At 66.4% G+C, this 14,284-nt stretch carries 15 protein-coding genes; 4 read left to right on the top strand and 11 right to left on the bottom strand.

What is annotated here, in order from left to right; all coding sequences use genetic code 11:
- Positions 1–14 precede the first annotated feature (14 nt).
- Genes VVR85_RS00960 through rimM form a run of 3 tightly spaced genes read right to left on the bottom strand, consistent with a single transcriptional unit; the run spans position 15 to position 1,758 of the window.
- Entirely contained in the window at positions 15–383 is a 369-nt protein-coding gene (locus tag VVR85_RS00960; protein WP_368519105.1) for a hypothetical protein, read from the bottom strand.
- A 2-nt stretch (positions 384–385) separates the two neighbouring features.
- Positions 386–1,261 (bottom strand): tRNA (guanosine(37)-N1)-methyltransferase TrmD, encoded by an 876-nt coding sequence (gene trmD, locus VVR85_RS00955; RefSeq protein ID WP_368519104.1) that lies wholly within the window; start codon positions 1,259–1,261, stop codon positions 386–388.
- Positions 1,258–1,758: a ribosome maturation factor RimM gene (gene rimM, locus VVR85_RS00950; protein ID WP_368519103.1), complete on the bottom strand. Its 501-nt coding sequence runs from the start codon at positions 1,756–1,758 to the stop codon at positions 1,258–1,260. The genes trmD and rimM overlap by 4 nt, the downstream gene beginning before the upstream one ends.
- Positions 1,759–1,799: 41 nt before the next feature.
- Here rimM and VVR85_RS00945 point away from each other — a divergent pair, with 41 nt between their 5' ends.
- From VVR85_RS00945 to VVR85_RS00935, 3 genes are all read left to right on the top strand, one after another.
- Positions 1,800–2,213: a cupin domain-containing protein gene (locus VVR85_RS00945; protein WP_368519102.1), complete on the top strand. Its 414-nt coding sequence runs from the start codon at positions 1,800–1,802 to the stop codon at positions 2,211–2,213.
- Between the two features lie 83 nt (positions 2,214–2,296).
- Entirely contained in the window at positions 2,297–2,977 is a 681-nt protein-coding gene (locus tag VVR85_RS00940; protein WP_368519101.1) for a TetR/AcrR family transcriptional regulator, read from the top strand.
- Positions 2,978–3,260: 283 nt separating this feature from the next.
- A complete protein-coding gene (locus VVR85_RS00935; protein WP_368519100.1) occupies positions 3,261–4,265 on the top strand; it encodes an HNH endonuclease signature motif containing protein in 1,005 nt (334 codons plus the stop codon).
- 198 nt (positions 4,266–4,463) lie between these two features.
- On the opposite strand, the gene rpsP is transcribed toward VVR85_RS00935, so the two are convergent.
- Positions 4,464–4,988 (bottom strand): 30S ribosomal protein S16, encoded by a 525-nt coding sequence (gene rpsP / locus VVR85_RS00930; RefSeq protein ID WP_368519099.1) that lies wholly within the window; start codon positions 4,986–4,988, stop codon positions 4,464–4,466.
- Positions 4,989–5,283: 295 nt separating this feature from the next.
- Here rpsP and VVR85_RS00925 point away from each other — a divergent pair, with 295 nt between their 5' ends.
- Positions 5,284–7,455: an acyltransferase family protein gene (locus VVR85_RS00925; protein ID WP_368519098.1), complete on the top strand. Its 2,172-nt coding sequence runs from the start codon at positions 5,284–5,286 to the stop codon at positions 7,453–7,455.
- On the opposite strand, the gene ffh is transcribed toward VVR85_RS00925, so the two are convergent.
- The 7 genes from ffh to VVR85_RS00890 are packed head-to-tail and all read right to left on the bottom strand — an operon-like array spanning position 7,456 to position 14,280.
- Positions 7,456–9,078 (bottom strand): signal recognition particle protein, encoded by a 1,623-nt coding sequence (gene ffh, locus VVR85_RS00920; RefSeq protein WP_368519097.1) that lies wholly within the window; start codon positions 9,076–9,078, stop codon positions 7,456–7,458. It abuts the gene before it with no gap.
- Positions 9,079–9,126: 48 nt separating this feature from the next.
- Positions 9,127–11,229, bottom strand: coding sequence for a [protein-PII] uridylyltransferase (locus VVR85_RS00915; protein WP_409338169.1), 2,103 nt, complete (start codon positions 11,227–11,229; stop codon positions 9,127–9,129).
- Entirely contained in the window at positions 11,217–11,555 is a 339-nt protein-coding gene (locus VVR85_RS00910) for a P-II family nitrogen regulator (protein ID WP_368519096.1), read from the bottom strand. The genes VVR85_RS00915 and VVR85_RS00910 overlap by 13 nt, the downstream gene beginning before the upstream one ends.
- Before the next feature lie 21 nt (positions 11,556–11,576).
- Entirely contained in the window at positions 11,577–11,924 is a 348-nt protein-coding gene (locus VVR85_RS00905; protein ID WP_368519095.1) for a Na+/H+ antiporter subunit G, read from the bottom strand.
- A 4-nt stretch (positions 11,925–11,928) separates the two neighbouring features.
- The gene (locus VVR85_RS00900; RefSeq protein WP_409338163.1) at positions 11,929–12,219 is read right to left on the bottom strand and encodes a cation:proton antiporter; all 291 of its coding nucleotides are present in this window, start codon (positions 12,217–12,219) and stop codon (positions 11,929–11,931) included.
- On the bottom strand, positions 12,220–12,738 hold the full coding sequence (locus tag VVR85_RS00895) for a monovalent cation/H+ antiporter subunit E (protein WP_368519094.1): 519 nt from the start codon (positions 12,736–12,738) through the stop codon (positions 12,220–12,222).
- Positions 12,739–14,280 carry a monovalent cation/H+ antiporter subunit D family protein gene (locus tag VVR85_RS00890; RefSeq protein ID WP_368519093.1) on the bottom strand — a complete coding sequence of 514 codons (1,542 nt, stop codon included), beginning with the start codon at positions 14,278–14,280 and terminating at the stop codon, positions 12,739–12,741.
- Positions 14,281–14,284: the final 4 nt, after the last annotated feature.

The following is a 14,284-nucleotide window of genomic DNA, read 5'->3' as shown; positions in this document are numbered from 1 at the left end:
ACTAAGAATCTAAATTACCGGGACGACGAGTACGCCAGGGTCGTGCCCAGGCCAAACTCGGTGTGTCCGATTTCGCTCGTGCCGTAGCTTAGCGCCGCGGCGGGCAGCGTCTCCGCGACCGCCTGGGTCACCTTCGGCAGCGCCAGCGTGGTCTCCGCGTTGACGATGACCCGCCACACCACCAGCCCGACCGGCTCCTGGCCGTGCTTCCAGACGTACTCGCGGACCAGGACGTTGTCCGCCGCGCACTCGGCGTCGACGACCTCGACCGCGATGTCGCTGACGGTGACGCGGCGCTCGGCCAGGGCGGCGGGCATCGCGGGCACGCATGCGCGCAGCTCCTCCTCGCCCACCAGGACGGACAGATCGGTAGATACCTCCATGCCTACTGGGCCTCCCCATCCGCGTCGAGGCCTGCCAGGAAGGCGCGGTCGGCTTCGCTGAGTTCGGCACCTTCCAAAAGCTCCGGGCGGCGGGCCCGGGTGCGGCGCAGCGACTCCTCCCGGCGCCAGCGGTCCACCTTCGCGTGATCGCCCGAGGCCAGCACCTCCGGCACCGGAAGCTCCCGCCACACGCGCGGCTTGGTGTAGCTGGGGCCTTCCAGCAACCCGTCGGAGAAGGAATCTTCCTCGTGCGAGCGCTGGTTGCCCAGCACGCCCGGCACCAGCCGGACCACGGCCTCCGCGATCACCAGCACCGCGACCTCGCCGCCGATAAGCACGTAGTCGCCGATGGAGACCTCGCGTACCCGGTAGCGGCGCTGGGCGTCGTCGATGACGCGCTGGTCGATGCCCTCGTAGCGCCCGCAGGCAAAAACAATGTGGTCCTCGCGGGAAAACTCCCGCGCGTGCGCCTGCGTGAACGGCTCGCCCGCCGGCGTCGGCACGATAAGCAGCGGGCGGTCGTCCTCCTCGCCGGGGGCGCCGTCGCCCGCATACGGGCGCGCCTCGATGCTCTCCAGCTCGTCGTGGCGGGCCCGGTTCAGGTGCGGCAGCGAGGACTCCAAGCGCGCGGCGGTAGCGGCCGGACCGGTGCCGGCGGCAACATCGTCCAGCGCCGGGCCCCAGACCGTAGGCTTCATGACCATGCCCGGACCGCCGCCGAACGGGGAATCATCCACCGACTTGTGCCGGTCCGTGGCCCACTGGCGCAGGTCGTGGACGCCGACCTGCAGCAGGTCCTGCTCGATGGCCTTACCCAGCAGCGCGTGGCGCAGCGGCTCCAGATACTCCGGGAAGATCGTGACTACGTCGAGCCTCATAGATCCAGCAGCCCCTCCGGCGGGGTGACCGTCACGGTCCCCGCCTCCAGGTCAACCTCCGGGACCATTTCCTCCACGAACGGGATAAGTCCCGTGCTCCCCTCGGCGCCGCTAAACTCCAGCAGCGAGTGCGCGACCCCGGGCTGCAGGGCGGTGACCTCGCCGATGTCCGCGCCGTCGTGGATGACGCGCAGGCCCAACAGTTCGTGTTCGTAGAAGCCGTCGTCGTCGGCATCGTCAAGCGGGGGCGCGAAGAACTTGGTGCCCCGCAGGGAATCTGCGGCGGTGCGGTCCGGGATCTCCTCGAAGCGCACCAACAGGCGCGCCTGGTGCGGGCGCACCGACGCGATAGTCAGCGTGTGCTCCTTGTTTCCCTGCTTGCCCTGCAGCACCTCACCCACCGCAAAGCGGGCGTCTGGGTCGTCCGTGGTCACGTCCACCGCGACCTCACCTTTCACCCCGTGCGACTTCACGACGCGGCCAATCATCAAATCCATACGCACCATACTAATTGGCGCGCTCGCTAGACTGGACACCGATGGACCACCTACCGATTAACCGCCCCGAGACCTTCGGCGAAGCCACCCCGGCCGAGGGCACACTGACCCACCTCAACCTGCTCGAGCTCGCCCCGCCCAGCGATGCCTCCCGGCCCCGCCCCGGAGTCCGCCGCGTACTGACCGCCGACGGCGTCAACCTCATCCTATTCAGCTTCCTGCCCGGCCAGTCCCTGCCCGATCACAAGGCCGCCCACCCCATTACGGTGCAGTGCTTGGCCGGAGAAGTCACTTTTGGATTCGAGGGTCAGTCCGCTGCCGTCACCCCCGGCACTGTGATCCACCTCCCTGCCTACGCGCCGCACCGGGTCGATTGCCCCGCGGAGAAAAACAAAGGTGACGCCCCTGCCGTCATGCTGCTCATGATGCACACGGGAGAAAATCCGCGCCAATAAATAAAGACTTTTCACCCCCATGCGCCGCCTTCTCACTACGCGAGACAGTTCTTGGATAAAAATTCAGTGATACCGTGGCGAGGGTGGAACAGCGATCGAAGCCTTACCATCACGGTGACCTGTACAACGAGTTGCTACGCATTGCAACCAAGTACGGCAAGCGCGGAGGCCCCTCTGCCGTGACCATCCGGGCGGTCACCCGCGAGGCCGACGTTTCCCCGACGTCCGCCTACCGCCACTTCAAGAACCAGGGCGAGCTCCAGCACGCCGTCGCCAAGGCCGCCATCAGCGAGCTAGTCCGCCGCACCCAAGGCGCGCTCGACAGCTTTGGCGCCGGCACCACCACCGCCAGCCAAGCGCTTCACGATGCCGCCTGGGCCTACTTCAATTTCTCCTGCGAGGAGCCCAATTTCTTCCGCTGCATGCTCAACATCGCGGACACGACCTTCGCCACCGCCTTCAGCGCCACGCTCAGCAACGCCGAGGCGCTGTCCCCCGCGGAGCTAGCCAACCGCCACCAGCTGCCGCACTCGCACGTCGAGGCCATCCTCGCCTACCGCAGCGCCATGACCGCCTACGCCTCCGAGGCCGGCACCGCGCTGTCCGAGGAGCGGCTCCTCCACAACACCATCAGCGCCTGGTCCACTCTGCACGGCTTCACGCATCTGTGCCTCGAAAGCCACCTGTCCACGCTCGAGGAGTCGACACAACTGCAGCTAGCCGATCACGTCTTCGCAACAGTACACAAAGCCTTGCTGGACTAGTAGATACTACTAGCGGTTTCCTCCTGTTCGCGTGCCCGCGCCTCGGTGGGCATTATCCACAGCCCCCGCCCGGTGCGGGGGCCATTTTTGTGCCTAACGATGCCTCCCTGCCGCTACCTGGTCACGTTGCTCCATTTTTCGGCCCTTAGGCAGGTGGCGCCGTAAAAACGGGCGTTTTCTGCTGTTTCGGGCCGCGTGCAGGATGGTTACTGTGCTCCGAGTTATCCACAGATCGGGTTTCCGGGCCTTGTAGGGGTTGACGTGTGCTTCTAGCGTGTGGGGCATGACGACGACAGCCATGGACACTTTGAAAGCAGCGCACTCAATCTTCGCGGACGGGATCCAGTATTTGGGCCTGTGCCGCGAGTTGAGCCTGCCTGCCCTGAAGGCTGTCATGTCGGACGTTGCCGCAGCCGCGCACCATCGCGCCTGCCAAACCTTCTTCGGGCACACGACCTACACGCGCAAGCAAGCCGCCGCCCGCCGGGGTGCCGCAGAATCCGGACACCACCTGGACACGTTGCTGGTGCTGGACAACGCCTTCCGCCGGGTGCGCAACCAGGGCGAGGCCTGGGCAATGCTCATAGAACTGTGCAACACCCCCGGCACCACCAAGCAGCTGCGCCGGTTGGCCAACCAGAAAGTCCTGGAGCTTAACCGCCCGGCACCGCCGACCGAAGGCGTGCGCGTGACCCGCCGCAAAGACGGACCGAGTACTTTTTCTATCACCGGCGACCCTGAGCTGGTGGAAAACCTCTGGGCGTCAATTAAGACCATCCCGGATGTCGAGGCCCTGTTTAGCGGCGGACTGGAGAAGCAGCCGAAGGCCACGCACGTGGTCATCTCCCTGCCCGACTGGGTGCGCATCTTGTCCGGCGACGGGGACGAGATCACCCTGCAGCTAACCAACGGGACCACCATGACTGGGGCCGAGTACGTCCGCCAATGCCTGCTGGATGCCGGCCTGGCCACGCTGGTGGATCCGCGGCGGGGTCCGGTCAACCAGTACCGCTTCCAGCGCCACGCCTCACCGAAGCAGAAGGACATGGCCAAGGCCGAGACCACCACCTGCGCGTGGCCAAACTGCCGCAAGCCGACCGATGAGTGCCAGGTCCACCACATCCACCCGTGGGCCGACGGCGGTGAGACCAACCAGGAGAACCTGACGCTACTGTGTGAGTTCCATAATTCCTGGAATGATGACGACCCGGCCTACCCCAGACACGGGAGGGTCAACCGAAGACACGGCAAGGTGACATGGGACCCGCCCTGGGGCGGCGGCCCCTAGACCCGCCGCGAGACCAGGCTGCGAGGGGACACCACCAGGAACAAGGCCAGCGACCCCACGACCTCCGGGCCACAAGGAACAAACCCAGCAGAAACACGCAAAAGGCGCCACGGACCACGTCCGTAGCGCCTACTCGGCGTGCCAAAACGAAAAATCCCGCCAACCTCGCGGGGTTGGCGGGATGAAAGCTACTGAGGATTACTCAGCGGACTCCTCGGAGGAAGCCTCGCCCTCGGCCTCAGACTCGGAGGCAGCCTCGGCGGCTTCGGCAGCCTCAGCGGCGGCCTTCTCTTCTGCTTCCTTCTCGGCAGCAGCCTTAGCCTCGGCCTCTTCCTTGGCCTTCTTCTTCTTTTCGGTGATGGCCTCGATGGTCGGGCCGTTGTTGGCCTCAGCCAGAGCAGCGTTGAACAGGTCCAGCTTGGACGGCTTCTCCTCGGCCACCTTCAGGGTGCCCTCGGCGCCCGGCAGGCCCTTGTGCTTCTGCCAGTCGCCGGTGACCTTCAGCAGCGCCAGAACCGGCTCGGTCGGCTGGGCGCCGACGGACAGCCAGTACTGAACGCGCTCGGAATCGATGTCGATCAGGGACGGCTCCTGCTTCGGCTGGTAGATACCGATGTTCTCGATAACCTTACCGTTGCGGCGGGTGCGGGAATCCGCGATGACAACGCGGTAGTGAGCGGTGCGGATCTTGCCCAACCGCTGCAGCTTAATCTTGACAGCCATGTGAGGTTCCTTTACTTAAGTCACTGGGCAGTTCAGACACCCGCCGCTTGCCGGCGGGCCGGTTCAACCCTTGGGTTTTTAGCTGCGCGTGACTACCGGCCGACCGTAGACGGGAACGGGTTTACGCAGCAACCCTAGACACATTACTGGATAAACCCCCGAAAAACGAAATCCCAACGCGCCGTAGGGTACGTTGATGTGGACTCTAGGCTGGGACAGAGTAACCTACTAAGCGTCCGTGCCCGCAGACTCGGGCCAAAGTCGCACGTCAAAGAATGAAACGCGAATAGAGTTTATGTCACAGGATTCCCCACGCAGTTTTCAGTACCGGTACGACCTCGACGGTCTCCGCGGTATTGCCATCGGTCTGGTGGTTATCTACCACGTGTTCGTCGGTCGTGTCTCCGGCGGCGTGGACGTCTTCTTGCTGCTCTCCGGCTATTTCTTCCTCGGCTCCCAGTTGCGCTATGTGACAAAGCCGAACGCCACCTTTAACCCCTGGTGGCCCATCTGGCGTACCTTGCGCCGCCTCGTGCCGGCCCTCGCACTGGTCATTGCGGTGACCTACCTGCTGGTGTATTTCTGGACGCCGCAGCTGATGCGCATCGAGCTGACCCAGCAGATCACAGCCACGATGCTCTACTACCAGAACTGGGAGCTAGCCTCCCAGAACGCCGACTACGCGGCCGCCGCGGCGGACACCTCCCCGCTGCAGCACATGTGGTCGATGTCGGTGCAGGGCCAGTTTTACCTGCTGGGTATCGCTTTCGCCCTGATTCTGGGCGCCGTTATGCGCTGGCGGGGCCGGTCCAGCAAGGTCAACGCGGTGGCGGGCCCGATCCTCATCGTGGTCACCATCGCCTCCTTCGCCTGCGCCAGCCGCTTCGGCTTCTTTGGCACCCCGGAAAACTACTACTCGACCTTCTCCCGCGCCTGGGAGCTGACCTTGGGCGCGGTGCTCGCCATCTACGGCCATCGCATCCGCATCCCGCAGCGCCTGTCCGACGTCGTCACCGGCTTGGGCCTGCTGCTGCTGATGTTCACCGGCGCGGCCATCGCGGATTCCACCGCCTACCCGGGCCCGCTGTCCCTGATTCCGCTGGGCGGCGCCGTCCTCATCATCATCGGCGGGGGCGGCCGCATCTCCCGCGCGATGGCGTCCAAGCCGGCCCGCTGGCTCGGCGATGTCGCCTATTCCCTCTACCTGTGGCACTGGCCGCTGCTCATCCTGTCCACCTCGGCGCTCGGCATGGATCGCCCGGCCTGGTGGCTGGGCGCCATCATCATCGCCCTGTCCCTCGTGCTTGCCGATGCCACCCACCGCTTCATCGAGGCCCCCTTGCGGCAGCATCGCAAGCGCCCGCTGGCCGACGACATGCCCGTCAACAAGGCCCTGGCGACCATGCGGGAAAAGGTCGGCGCCCTGCGCGCGGCCGGCGGCGTGGCGGCGACCGCCCTGGTCATCGCCCTGCTGTCCGTGCACCCGTGGTTCAAGTCGACCCTCGACAGCGAGGAGGCCGAGTACTTGGACCCGGCCCTCTACCCCGGCGTGATGGCCCTGATGGGCCAGGACGTGCCGGATAACCAGCCGGTCAAGCCCGACCCGGTGCGCGTGGGCAGCATGGTCCCGCCGGTGGCCTACCAGCACTGCTTCGTCCCAGACACCGAGCCCGGCGACTCCTTCTTCGAGATCGACAAGGACGGCAACCCGTGTATTTTCGGCGACCCGGATTCCGACGTCGAGGTCTACCTGGTGGGCGGCTCCCACGCGGAGCAATACGCCTCCGCCATCGACTCGCTGGGCAAGGAGATGAACTTCAAAGTCGTGCCGCTGCTGCGCCAGGACTGCCCCATTGAGCTGGGCGACGAGCTCACCGTCACCCCGGACTGCGCCCAGTGGTCCGAGCTGGCCACCGAGCGCATCCTCGATGCCGACCCCGACCTGGTCATCTCGAATACCACGCGCCCGATGGGCGAGCACGGCACCGGCCCGGACGTCGTGCCGGCCGGCTACGAGCGCTTCTGGGAAGTCCTGGCCGACAACGAGATCCCGTTCCTGGGCCTGCGCGAGAACCCGTGGGGCTTTGACGAGAACTTCAACCCCATCGAGTTCGATGAGTGCTACGTGGCCAACGAAGACGCCATCGGCTGCGGTACGACCCGCGAGCAGAACTACCAGCCGGTCGACCCTTCGGCGGGCATCCTGGCGCAGTGGCCGAACATGATCGCGGTGGATACCTCCGACTGGTACTGCGACGAAGAAAAGTGCCCGGTCGTTATCGGCAACGTCATGGTCTACCGCGACATGCACCACATCTCCAACGCCTACGCGATGTCCATGAAGCCGCTGCTGGAGGACCTCATCGCGCCCTTCCTGGCGGGCGAGCCGCAGCAGCAAGAAGCTCCGGCCCCGCTCGTCCCAGAGGTCGAAGCGGAGCCGGAGCCGGCGGAGGAAATCTACTACTAGTTACTTCTTCTTGCCTTGGCCGAAGTCAAGGTTGTTGAGGTCGATGTTTTCCATGCCCTTGGGCATGCCCGGCATCCCGGACATACCCGGCATGCCACCGCCGCCCATCTGGTTCTGCATCTTCTGCAGCTCCTCCATGGAGGGCATACCGCCCGGCATGCCCGGCATCCCACCGGGCATCCCGGAGCGCTGGCGGCCGCCGCCCTTGCCCTTCTTGCGCTTGCCGTTTTTGCCCTTGCGGCCCTTGGGCTTCTTCTTCGTCGCGGAGCGCGAGCCGCCGCCCATGCCGAACTGGCCGGCCATCTTCGTCATCATCTTCTTGGCCTGCTCGAAGCGTTCGATGAGCTGGTTGATGTCGGAGACCTTCACGCCGGAGCCGTTGGCGATACGCTTGCGACGCGACGCGTTGAGGATCTTTGGATCCTCGCGCTCGGCCGGGGTCATGCCGCGGATGATGGCCTGGATGCGGTCGAGCTGCTTCTCGTCGACCATGTCGGCCATCTCGTTCATCTGCTTGCCGCCGGGCATCATCTTCAGCAGGTTGCCGATGGGCCCCATCTTGCGGATCATCAGCAGCTGATCCAAGAAGTCGTTCAGGGTCAGCTCGCCGCTGCCCATCTTGGCCGCGGCCTCCTCGGCCTTCTGCTGGTCGAGGGTGGACTCCGCCTGCTCGATGAGCGAGAGCATGTCGCCCATGCCCAGGATGCGGCTGGCCATGCGCTCTGGGTGGAAGACGTCGAAATCGGCGAGCTTCTCGCCCGTGGAGGCGTACAGGATGGGCTTGCCGGTGACCTCGCGGATGGACAGGGCGGCGCCACCGCGGGCGTCGCCGTCCAGCTTGGTCAGCACGACGCCGGTGAAGTCGACGCCGTCGCGGAAGGCCTCGGCGGTCTGGACGGCGTCCTGACCAATCATCGAGTCGATGACAAACAGGACCTCGTCCGGGTTGACGGCGTCGCGGATGTTGCGCGCCTGGGTCATCAGGGTCTCGTCGATGCCCAGTCGGCCGGCGGTATCGATAATCACCACGTCGTGCTGCGCGCGCTGCGCCTCCGCGATGCCGTCGCGCGCGACCTGCACCGGGTCCCCGTGGGAGGTGCCCATCTCGTGGTCGTGGGAGTCCAGGGACGTGCCCGGGTCCGGGGCGAAGGTCTTCACGCCGGCGCGCTCACCGACGATCTGCAGCTGCTGGACCGCGCCCGGGCGCTGGAGGTCACAGGCCACCAGCATGGGAGTGTGGCCGTCCTTTTCCAGGTGCTTGGCGAGCTTGCCGGCCAGGGTGGTCTTACCGGCACCCTGCAGGCCGGCGAGCATAATGACCGTCGGCGGGTTCTTCGCCAGGTTCAACCGGCGAGTCTCGCCGCCCAGGATCTCAACCAGCTCTTCGTTGACGATCTTGATGACCTGCTGGGCCGGGTTGAGTGCCTCGGAGACTTCCGCACCGGCCGCGCGCGCCTTGATTCGCTTGATGAACCCGCGGACTACCGTCAGGGAGACGTCCGCCTCCAGCAGCGCGAGGCGAATTTCGCGCGCGGTGGCGTTGATGTCTGCCTCGGTCAGCTTGCCTTTGCCACGCAGCCCTTTAAGGGCTGATTGCAAGCGATCGGACAATGACTCAAACACGTTTCTTGGCTCTCCATTATCTAGGGGTTATCTATTAACTCCCCCAGCTTAGTCGCTCGACAGGGCCGCGGTCACATTCGCGACCACCGCGGCCCGGCTCAGGCCCGAATAGGGATTGCCGCGCAGGCAGATGGTCACGATCATCGTCGCGCCCAACGCCGCGTGCTCCATCCATTCGATCTCGGGTAGCTGGGCAATCAGCGTGCCCAGCGCCGCCCGCCGCTCGACGGTGCGCACCTCCAGCAGGCCTTCCGCGTTGAACATCGCCGTCGTGTGCCCGCCGGCAACCTGGGGCAGGCGCGAGTGCACGCCGGACTTGTAGGCCTGCAAGAAGCGGTCGATATCGCTGGCGTCCTCCCAGGACTCCTGCACCGTGCGCGCGGAAAACTCCGCGGCCAGCGCCCCGCCCGTGTATTCCATGCGCGAGGTCACCACCGTCCACCCCAGGGCGGCCAGCAGGGCCAGGGCCTCGACGATGCCTGCCTGGTCCGCGTGCAACGACACCGTCAGCAGCTGGTTGTCGCTGTCCCGGGTGACCGTCAACTCGCTGGGAGCGGGCACCCGCGGGCGCACGTGCGGCTGCGGCACCAGGGCCTCGCGGGCGCGGCGGCTCAGCAGTCCGGCGGCGGACTCCAGGCGGGTGTTCCAGACGCCGGGGCCGGTGGACTCGGCATCGGCGCGCGTGAGCACCGCCAACAAGGAAACGGTGAGCTGATCGTAGTGGCAGGCGGCCAGGAGCGCGTCGCGGGCCGCGTCCGAGGTCGGGTCCATGGTGCGGGCCAGCCGCGACAAGGTGGTGTGCTCGGCGACCAGCGTCTGCGCCCGCGACCTATCGGCCAGGTTCAGCCGCAGGCGCGCAGCTATGCGCGTTACCATCTCCGCCCCGACCAGCGCGTGCGGGCGGTCATAACCCTTGCCGATGTCGTGGTAGAGCGCCGCCAGCAGCAAGATGTCCGGCCGCGCGACCGTCGTCCGGTCCTCGGCGCAGCGGGCCACCGTCGCCAGGCTGTGGTAGTCGATGCTGTGCGTATGGACCCGTTCGCGCGGCATCAGCCCCCGGATGTGCGACCACTCCGGCACGATCCTCTCCCACAGCCCGTGCGCGTCCATCTGGCGGATGACCCGCGGCGTGTTGGCCGGCGAGGACAACAAGGCGAAGAAGTCATCGGTGGCCGCGGCGGTGAAACGCTCCGGCAGGTCCGGCAGTTCGCGCAGCGTGTGCCAGACCCCCGCGGCGACCGGGCGCCCCGTGCGGGCCGCGGCCGCCCCGACCCGCAGGACCAGGGCCGGGTCTTCCAGGTTGGGGTGGCGCGACAGCGTGATATAGCCGCCGTTATCGATGACGTCGAGGTCCAGCGGCCGCCGCGGCGAGTGCGCTCCCCGCTTGCCCACCAGCCCCCGGGCCGTGGCGAGGCCGCGTTCCACCGCGCGGTCGACGCGCGTGGCGGTATCCACCAGGGTCGCGGACAGTTCGTAGCGGTCCGCATACCCCAGCTCCGCGGCTACCGATGCTGCGAACTCCGGATCCAGCACATCGCGGCGCCGGCGCGCATGCTCGTGCAGCAGGGTGCGCACGTCGAGCAGTAGGCGGGTCTCAGCGCTCAGGTCCGGCGCGTCGCAGAGGTTACCCAACGCGAGCGCACGCAAAAGCTGGATATCGCGCAGGCCGCCGCGCCCGTTCTTCACGTCGGGCTTGGTCATCGTCGCCACGGAGCCGGAGCGGTGCCAGCGGCGGATGGCTAGGTCGATAAAGGCGTCGAAGTTGCGCTGGAGCTGGCGCCGCCAGGAGGAATAGAGGCGGGCGCGGGCGGCATCGACAAGCATTTTGGAGCCGGAAACGTGGGTGAGTTCCAGCTGGGACAGGCCGGCGGCGGTGTCTTGGGCGGCGATCTCGCCGCACTCGCGCGGGGTGCGCACCGCAAAATCCAGGTGGTAGCCCGCGTCCCAGATGGGGTTCCAGATATCGGTGGCGTCCGGGATGGGCGCGTCATCCGGACACATCAGCATAAGATCCAGGTCGGAGCGCGGGGTCATCTCCCGGCGGGCGAAAGAACCCGTGGCGGCCAGCGCACAGCCCGGCGGGACGGGCAGGCTGCGCAGGAGCTCGACCGCGCGCTGATAGGCGTTGTCCCGCAGTTCTAGAGGGCGGATTCTCCCCGCTCCCCCGTGCGCACGCGGACGACCTCTTCGACCGGGCTGACCCAGATCTTTCCGTCGCCGATCTTGCCGGTGTAGGCGGCGTCGACGACGGCGTCGATGACCTCGGCGGCGGCATCGTCAGCCACGACCATCTCGAGCTTGACCTTCGGCACGAAGTCCGTGGCGTATTCCGCCCCGCGATAGACCTCGCTGTGGCCGCGCTGGCGGCCGAAACCCTGCACCTCGGTCACGGTCAGGCCGTGGACCTCCAGCTGGCCTAGGGCCTCGCGGATCCCCGGCAGGGTAAACGGCTTCACGATGGCGGTCACGAGTTTCATGGGTTCAAACCTTCCTGTGCTCTACTGCTGCTTCTGCTGCTGTTGGGTGCGGAGGGCGTGCTTGACGTCGGTGATGGTCACGCCGTAGATCGAGCGGCCCATGTAGTAGGAGCCGATGGCACCGATGATCCAGACGCCGAAGCAGGCGGCGAGCGCCTTGATGAGCGACATGAAGTCGAAGCCCTCCGTGGAAAAGTCCACCACCAGTTTAGCCACGAGCAGCAGCGGGATGGCCAGACAGATGGTCGGGCCGAGCAGGTTGACCCGCGTCAGCGCGTCCGGCGCGCGCCAGACCGCCACGGTGGTGGCCACAACCAGCACCGTGGCGACGACAACGAGTACGGACGCCACAATTTCGTAGATAGCCATGGGGTTAGCGCCTTCCCTTCGAGATGATGCGGGCCATCGACAGCGTCGGCAGCACGCCGCCGGCGATGGCGGCCAGCAGCGCGATGTCGTAGGCGATGGACGAGTAGACGATGGTCGAGCGGGCCAGGAAGATGGCGAGCATGCCGTAGAAGATGAGGTCGGCGACCACCGCGCGGGTGAGCTCGTCGCGCGTGCGCAGGGTCAGCACCAGCGCGGCGAAAACGCACAGGCCCATGATGAACACGCAGGCGGCAACCAACCAGTCGAAAGCGGTAAAAGCGGATACGTCAAACATTTACACGTCCTTGCCTTTCTGCTGGCGACGCCAGCTGCGGGTGGCCAGGGTCTCGTCTTCGGAGATGGGCTGGTCCTCCGTCTCCGCCAGCTCCGGCGCGCGAAGGTAGCGGCCCACGGACTCGAGCGGGTACTCGTAGAACGCCGGGTCGGCCTCGGTGGCGCTGCCCTGCCCGGGCACGCCGTAGTCGAGTTCCTTGACGTGCGGGGCCAGGCGCTCTTCCATCTCGGCGATGCCGGCCAACACCTCCGCGGGGTCATCGCCGAGGACGGCCTGGACGATGACGATGCGCGGCAGGCCCTCCCGCGGGGGTTCGCGCAGGCCGAGCGACAGGGTGCCCGGCGTGGCGGTGATCGAGGAGGTCAGCCAGAACAGCTCCCAGCCGCTGGTTACACGCAGCGGGTAGCGGACGATGACCGGGTGGTAGCCCGTGTCGGCCTTGAACGAGCAGGCCGCGAGCTGGAAACCGGAGACGAAGATCTCCTTAATGAACCAGAGGATATACGTTACGACGTGCATTTATGCTCCTCCCTCCAGAACGGACGGGTTAGGCAACGCGACGGCATCATCGCCCAGCACCGCGTGGATGTAGCTGCCGGTATCCAGCAGGTCGCCCGCGGCCGCCATGGTGAAGTCGATGACGGGGCCGGCCAGGATGAACATCGTCAGCGAGCCCAGGATGAGCGCCGCCGACGGCGCCATGAGCTTCTTGCGAATGACCAACTCGTCCGGGACCTCGTCCTGGGAGAGCTGGCGGCCCCAAAAGACCTTACGCCACACGCGCAGCATGGCCAGGAAGGCGGCGAAGGACGCCACCACGATGGCCGTGATCGCGGCCCACGCCCAGCCGTTGCCGTTGCGGGCGATCTCCACGACCAACATGACCTTGCCCCACATGCCGGAAAACGGCGGGAAGCCGACCACCGAGAAGGCACCGGCGGCAAAGATCCAGGCGATGATGGGGTCTCTGCGGGCCAGGCCGGAAAGCTTGGTGAGCCGGCCGGTGCCGTAGGTCTCCTCGATGGCGCCGGAGGCCAGAATGAGCGAGCCGACCGTGATCATGTGGTGGATGGTGTACAGGATGCCGGCGGCCAGCGCGCGCTGCCCATCGGCGGCGGTGAACGCCAGCATGATGAGGATGAACGGCATGCCGTTGAGCATCTGGTAGCCCAGCACGCGGCGGATGGTGGCCTCGGCCAGGCCGCCGAAGGAACCGACGGCCATCGACAGGATCATCACCACGACGATGAGGGCGCCCCAGCGCGCGTCCAAGTCAAAGAGGTGGACGTAGAGGCGGTAGAGCATGTAGACCGCCACCTTGGTGTGGAGGCTGGAGAACAAGCCCATGACCGCGGCGGAGGTGCCCGGGTAGGTGCGCGGCAACCAGGTGTGGACCGGGAAGATACCCGCCTTGGCCGAAATCGCGATGATGATCAGTCCGGCGGCCACCGTGGCGGGGCCGTTGCCGGCCGCCACGCCGTTGAGGGCGGCGATGTTGACGGAGCCGGTCACGGAGTACATGTAGCCCACGCCCACCACCAGCAGCGTGGAGGCGAACAGGTTCACCAGCACGAAGGCGCGGCCCGAGGCCAGGCGGGCCCAGGTGCCGGACATCGTGATGAGCCCGTAGGAGGGCAGCAACATAACCTCGATGAACACGAAGAAGTTGAACAGGTCGGCGGTGATCAGCGCGCCGGCCACGCCCGTCAGCAGGATGAGCGTCAGCGACGGGTAGTAGCGCGATTTGGTCTCCCCGCCGGCGATAGCGAACCAGTTCGCGCCGAAGGAGACGATCATCGCGGTTGTCAGCATGATCGCGGAGAAGGAATCCCCCACGAACGGGATGGCCACGTTGCCCGGGTACATGCCCACGTTGTGGGCCACCGGGCCGTTGTTAACGGTGTAGGCCAGCAGCCCCAGGCCGGCGAAGATGCCGACGGCGGGCACCACCAGCATGATGGCGTCGCGGACCGGGCGCCAGGGCGCCAGCAGCGCGAAGGCCGCCGCGATGAGCGGTACTGCCGGAAACAGGGGCAGCATTTGGCTTACTAGGTCGTACATTGGT

The sequence above is a fragment of the Corynebacterium sp. LK2590 genome (genome assembly GCF_040946105.1).
Taxonomy (GTDB): Bacteria; Actinomycetota; Actinomycetes; order Mycobacteriales; family Mycobacteriaceae; genus Corynebacterium.
This window is presented reverse-complemented; position numbering and strand designations above follow the sequence as displayed.

What these genes read in the sequence shown, in the direction of transcription:
- VVR85_RS00960 (WP_368519105.1), bottom strand. Translation starts at nt 383, where the DNA reads ATGGAGGTATCTACCGATCTGTCCGTCCTGGTGGGCGAGGAGGAGCTG.
- trmD (WP_368519104.1), bottom strand. Translation starts at nt 1,261, where the DNA reads ATGAGGCTCGACGTAGTCACGATCTTCCCGGAGTATCTGGAGCCGCTG.
- rimM (WP_368519103.1), bottom strand. Translation starts at nt 1,758, where the DNA reads ATGGATTTGATGATTGGCCGCGTCGTGAAGTCGCACGGGGTGAAAGGT.
- VVR85_RS00945 (WP_368519102.1), top strand. Translation starts at nt 1,800, where the DNA reads ATGGACCACCTACCGATTAACCGCCCCGAGACCTTCGGCGAAGCCACC.
- VVR85_RS00935 (WP_368519100.1), top strand. Translation starts at nt 3,261, where the DNA reads ATGACGACGACAGCCATGGACACTTTGAAAGCAGCGCACTCAATCTTC.
- rpsP (WP_368519099.1), bottom strand. Translation starts at nt 4,988, where the DNA reads ATGGCTGTCAAGATTAAGCTGCAGCGGTTGGGCAAGATCCGCACCGCT.
- VVR85_RS00925 (WP_368519098.1), top strand. Translation starts at nt 5,284, where the DNA reads ATGTCACAGGATTCCCCACGCAGTTTTCAGTACCGGTACGACCTCGAC.
- VVR85_RS00910 (WP_368519096.1), bottom strand. Translation starts at nt 11,555, where the DNA reads ATGAAACTCGTGACCGCCATCGTGAAGCCGTTTACCCTGCCGGGGATC.
- VVR85_RS00905 (WP_368519095.1), bottom strand. Translation starts at nt 11,924, where the DNA reads ATGGCTATCTACGAAATTGTGGCGTCCGTACTCGTTGTCGTCGCCACG.
- VVR85_RS00900 (WP_409338163.1), bottom strand. Translation starts at nt 12,219, where the DNA reads ATGTTTGACGTATCCGCTTTTACCGCTTTCGACTGGTTGGTTGCCGCC.
- VVR85_RS00895 (WP_368519094.1), bottom strand. Translation starts at nt 12,738, where the DNA reads ATGCACGTCGTAACGTATATCCTCTGGTTCATTAAGGAGATCTTCGTC.
- VVR85_RS00890 (WP_368519093.1), bottom strand. Translation starts at nt 14,280, where the DNA reads ATGTACGACCTAGTAAGCCAAATGCTGCCCCTGTTTCCGGCAGTACCG.